This is a genomic window from Roseateles sp. P5_E11, assembly GCF_054049355.1.
In genome coordinates this window covers 1-4,637 of record NZ_JBFUMO010000468.1, presented here as the reverse complement: position 1 = coordinate 4,637, position 4,637 = coordinate 1, and the positions used below count along the sequence as shown (strand labels likewise).

Genomic DNA, 4,637 nt, shown 5'->3' with positions numbered 1-4,637 from the left:
CCCTGCATCATGGCTACCAAGAAGTCCGCCTCCGCCCCCGCCGCCAAGAAGAAACCCAAGATGCGCGAGGTGCCCAAGAACCCGCCCACCAAGCCCAGCAAGGACATCCTGGTCTTTCCGAATCCGAACCCGGAACGCGACTACGTCATCCAGTTCCAGGTGCCCGAGTTCACCTGCCACTGCCCGCTGACCGGCCARCCCGATTTCGCCCACTTCACGATCGACATGATTGCGGACGAACTCTGCGTGGAGCTCAAGAGCCTGAAGATGTACTTCTGGAGCTACCGCAACGAGGGCGCCTTCCACGAGAAGGTCACCAACACCATCCTCGACGACATCATCAAGGTCACCGACCCGCGTTTCATCCGCATCACGGCCAAGTGGTATGTGCGCGGCGGCATCTACACCAATGTCGTGGCCGAGCACCGCAAGCCCGGCTGGACGCCCGCGCAGCGCGTGGACCTGCCGGCCCATGGGTTTGAGTCGGGGATGCTGGGCTGATCAGCGTTTCATGATGGGGTTGCGCCGCCAAGCGTCCTGGTTGTCATCGACGATGCGGCCGGCGTTCAAGGTGGACAGATAGCGCTTGAGCATGGCATCGAACTCCTGCAGCCGCCCCAGGCAGGCGCTTCGGCGTGACCAGCCCACATAGTTCAGCGCCTCGGCCACATGGGGCTTCAGCGCCACGTACTTGCCCTCGTTGCCGCTGGTGATCAGATGGGACAGCGCCGGGTAATGTGGCGAAATGAAGTAGTCGATGCGGCCGGCGTCGAGCTTCAGGAAGTTCTCCTTGATGCCCGGCCCTGCCTCGACATTGAGATTGGCCTCGATGTACTCGTCCAGCCCGTCACCGAACCGCGTGCCATGCGTGACGCCGCCGCGCAACCCGCGCAGGTCTTCGCGTTTGGTGAACTTCAGGTTTTGCCCGGCTCGCACAAACACCGACGAAGGGTTGGTGAAGATGGGCGTGTCGGCGAAGGCCAGGTATTGCTCGCGCTCGGCATTGCGCTTGAGTTCGGTGACGATGTCCACCTCGCCGACGCGCGCGTTCTGCAGCACGCGCACGAACGGCCCGACATAGCGCAGTTCATAGGGCAACTTGATCGCTTGCAGCACCGCCAGGACGACGTCTACGCTGGCCCCCCGCAGCGTCTGGCCGTCATACCAGGCATAGGGCGGGTACTCGGGGTCCGCCGTCACGACGACCTTCTGGCAGGCCGCCTGGCCCAGGGCTGCGCCATTTGCGGCAAGCAGCGCGCAGATCAGCCAACAGCGTTTCATCACATGCCTCCCCAGGCTGCAGATCACGGGCTGCGCCCTATCATGCCTGCATGAGTTTCCCCGTCAATCCGCGGCTCGACCGGCTGCACCCCTATCCTTTCGAGCGCCTGCGCGAGCTGACCGCCGGCATCACGCCCAATCCCGACCTCGCGCCCATCTCGCTGGGCATCGGCGAACCGCGCCATGCCGCGCCGGCCCTCATCGCGGAGGCCATCAGCAACTCGATGAAGAGCCTGGCGGGCTACCCGGCCACTGCCGGCACGCCGGCCCTGCGCGAGGCCATCGTTGGCTGGATCGAGCGTCGCTACGGTTTGACGCTGGACCCGGCCACGCAGGTTCTGCCCGTCAATGGCTCCCGCGAGGCGCTGTTTGCCATCGCCCAGACCGTCGTCGACTCGAGCCGACCCGGCGCCACCGTCGTCTGCCCCAATCCCTTCTATCAAATCTACGAAGGGGCCGCGTTGCTGGCCGGTGCCGAGGTGGCCTACGCCAATTCCGATCCGACGCGCAACTTCGCCGTCGACTGGCGCCAGATCGATGACGCGACCTGGGCGCGCACCCAGTTGCTCTATGTCTGCTCGCCGGGCAACCCGAGCGGCGCGGTGATGCCGCTGTCGGAATGGCAGGCCCTGTTCGAATTGAGCGATCGCCACGGCTTCGTCATCGCGTCGGACGAGTGCTATTCGGAGATCTATTTCCGTGACGAGGCGCCCCTGGGAGGCCTTGAGGCCGCTGCCAGGCTGGGCCGCCCCGACTTCCGCAACCTGATCGCCTTCACGTCCCTGTCCAAGCGCTCCAACGTACCGGGCCTGCGCTCGGGTTTCGTGGCCGGCGACGCGGCCCTGCTGAAGAAGTTCCTGCTCTACCGCACCTATCACGGCAGCGCCATGAGCCCCATCGTGCAGGCGGCCAGCATCGCGGCCTGGGGCGACGAGGCCCATGTGGTCGAAAACCGGGCCCGCTACCGCCACAAGTTCGCCGAAGTCACGCCCCTGCTGGCTGACGTGCTGGACGTGGCCCTGCCCGACGCCGGCTTCTACCTCTGGGCGGCTGTTCCAGGCGGTAACGACGTGCGCTTCGCCCAGGAGCTGCTCGCTCAATACAATCTCGCCGTCCTGCCGGGCAGCCTGCTGGCGCGCGAAGCCAATGGCAGCAACCCTGGCGCCGGGCGCATCCGCCTGGCTCTCGTGGCCGACGAGGCCGAATGCCTCGAAGCCGCCCGCCGCATCGTCTCCTTCACGAAATCTTTCCCATGAACACCGCTGAACTGCAAAGCCTGATCGACCTCGCCTGGGACAACCGCGCGGCGCTGGACCCCACCAACGCGCCCGAGCTGCGCCAGGCCGTCGAGCATGTCATCGCCGAGCTGGATGCCGGACGGCTGCGCGTGGCCACGCGCGAGAGCGTTGGCCAGTGGACGGTGCATCAGTGGGTCAAGAAGGCGGTCCTGCTGTCCTTCCGGCTGAACGACAACCGCATCATGGGCGACAAGGAACTGACCTTCTTCGACAAGGTGCCCACCAAGTACGCCGGCTGGAGCGACGAGCAGCTGCGCGCCACCGGCGTGCGCGTCGTGCCGCCGGCCGTCGCGCGCCGTGGCAGCTTTCAGGYGAAGAACGTGGTGCTGATGCCCAGCTACGTGAACATCGGCGCCTACGTGGATGAAGGCGCCATGGTCGATACCTGGGCCACCGTCGGCTCCTGCGCGCAGATCGGCAAGAACGTGCACCTGAGCGGCGGCGTCGGCATCGGCGGCGTGCTGGAGCCGCTGCAGGCCAACCCGACCATCATCGAGGACAACTGCTTCATCGGTGCCCGCTCCGAGGTCGTCGAAGGCGTCATCGTCGAGGAGAACTCGGTGATCTCGATGGGCGTCTACATCGGCCAGAGCACGCCGATCTACGACCGCGCGACCGACACCGTCAGCTACGGCCGCATCCCGGCCGGCTCCGTCGTCATCTCGGGCAGCCTGCCCAAGGATGGCGGCCGCTACTCGCTGTACGCGGCCATCATCGTCAAGCGGGTCGACGCGCAAACGCGCTCCAAGACCAGCATCAACGAACTGCTGCGGGCCTGATCATGAGCAGCCCCGGCGCCGGCAACATGGAACGCATCCTGCGGCTGATGGCCGACAAGGGTGCTTCGGACTGCTATCTGTCAGCCAACATGCCGGTGCTGATCCGGATCAATGGCCAGACCGTGCAGCTGTCGGACCAACTGCTGACGCCGCCCCAGCCGCGCCAGCTCATCGCCGAGGTCATCGACCCGGCATCGCTGGCCGAACTGGACAACACCGGCGAGCTGAACATGGCGGTGTCGGTGCGTGGCGTGGGGAGCTTCCGGTTGTCGGGCTTTCGCCAGCGCGGCTCGATCGCCGGTGTGTTCCGCCACATCCCGCACGACATCCCGACGCTGGAGAGCCTGCAGCTACCAAGCGTGCTGGGCACGATGATCAAGGAAAAGCGCGGCCTCATCCTGATGGTGGGCGCCACCGGCACTGGCAAGAGCACCACGCTCGCCTCCATGCTGGAGATGCGCAACCAGACGATGACCGGGCACATCCTCACCATCGAGGACCCGATCGAATACCTGTTCAGCAACAAGCGCTCGGTCGTCAACCAGCGCGAGATCGGCCGCGACACGGCGTCGCTGCAGATCGCGCTGAAGAACGCGCTGCGCCAAGCACCCGACTGCATCCTGATCGGCGAAATCCGCGACCGCGACACCATGACGGCGGCCATCAGCTATGCACTGTCGGGCCACCTGGTGCTCGCCACGCTGCACGGCAACAACACCTACCACGCGTTGAACCGCATCCTGTCCTTCTATACGCCCGAGTCCCGCCCGGCGTTGCTGAACGACCTGGCGGCAGGCCTCAAGGCCATCGTGTCGCAGCGCCTCGTGCGCGCCACGACGGGCGGGCGCGTGCCCGTCGTCGAGATCCTTTTCAACACCAAGCTGACGTCCGAGCTCATCGAGCAGGGCGATTTCGCCGGCGTGAAGGAGGCGATGGAAAAGTCCATCGCCGAGGGTTCGCAGACCTACGAAGAGCATTTCGCCAAGCTCATCACCGAAGGCACCATCACCCGAGAGGAAGGCCTGGCGTTCGCTGACTCGCCGACCAACCTGCTCTGGCGGCTGCAGAACGAAGCGCCGGGCCAACGCCTGGTCACGGCGCCGCGCAAAGAAGAAAAGGCCGGCGACGACGCCAGCTTTACAGAAATCACATTGGACGTCCGCGGCTCTTGAAACTGATCACCTGTATCGAAACCCAAGCCGCCCGCCTTGACCAGGCGGGCGTGTTTTTTGGCCATGGCACCTCGACCGCCTTTGACGAGGCCGCGTGGCTGGCGCTG

At 65.6% G+C, this 4,637-nt stretch carries 5 protein-coding genes and 1 pseudogene; 5 read left to right on the top strand and 1 reads right to left on the bottom strand.

Translation table 11 applies throughout. The annotated features are described in order from the left end of the window. Nucleotides 1-60 precede the first annotated feature (60 nt). A complete protein-coding gene (gene queF / locus ACXJKR_RS24765; RefSeq protein ID WP_056202531.1) occupies nucleotides 61-501 on the top strand; it encodes a preQ(1) synthase in 441 nt (146 codons plus the stop codon). Here queF and ACXJKR_RS24760 read toward each other — a convergent pair whose 3' ends face one another. Next, nucleotides 502-1,281, bottom strand: a complete 780-nt coding sequence (locus ACXJKR_RS24760; protein WP_457325073.1) for a substrate-binding periplasmic protein — start codon at nucleotides 1,279-1,281, stop codon at nucleotides 502-504. It lies immediately after the preceding gene. A 50-nt stretch (nucleotides 1,282-1,331) separates the two neighbouring features. Here ACXJKR_RS24760 and dapC point away from each other — a divergent pair, with 50 nt between their 5' ends. The 4 genes and pseudogenes from dapC to ACXJKR_RS24740 all read left to right on the top strand — a co-directional run. Continuing rightward, complete coding sequence (gene dapC, locus ACXJKR_RS24755; RefSeq protein ID WP_457325072.1) at nucleotides 1,332-2,537, top strand: succinyldiaminopimelate transaminase; 1,206 nt, start codon at nucleotides 1,332-1,334, stop codon at nucleotides 2,535-2,537. Next, nucleotides 2,534-3,358 carry a 2,3,4,5-tetrahydropyridine-2,6-dicarboxylate N-succinyltransferase gene (dapD, locus tag ACXJKR_RS24750; protein ID WP_457325071.1) on the top strand — a complete coding sequence of 275 codons (825 nt, stop codon included), beginning with the start codon at nucleotides 2,534-2,536 and terminating at the stop codon, nucleotides 3,356-3,358. The genes dapC and dapD overlap by 4 nt, the downstream gene beginning before the upstream one ends. Before the next feature lie 2 nt (nucleotides 3,359-3,360). Next, nucleotides 3,361-4,530 (top strand): PilT/PilU family type 4a pilus ATPase, encoded by a 1,170-nt coding sequence (locus ACXJKR_RS24745; RefSeq protein WP_457325070.1) that lies wholly within the window; start codon nucleotides 3,361-3,363, stop codon nucleotides 4,528-4,530. Then, a pseudogene (locus tag ACXJKR_RS24740) lies at nucleotides 4,527-4,637 on the top strand (50S ribosomal protein L3 N(5)-glutamine methyltransferase); the annotation flags it as partial. The gene ACXJKR_RS24745 and the pseudogene ACXJKR_RS24740, both read left to right, overlap by 4 nt.

Coding starts and splice junctions, on each gene's coding strand:
- ACXJKR_RS24760 (WP_457325073.1), bottom strand. CDS start 1,281: ATGAAACGCTGTTGGCTGATCTGCGCGCTGCTTGCCGCAAATGGCGCA.
- dapC (WP_457325072.1), top strand. CDS start 1,332: ATGAGTTTCCCCGTCAATCCGCGGCTCGACCGGCTGCACCCCTATCCT.
- ACXJKR_RS24745 (WP_457325070.1), top strand. CDS start 3,361: ATGAGCAGCCCCGGCGCCGGCAACATGGAACGCATCCTGCGGCTGATG.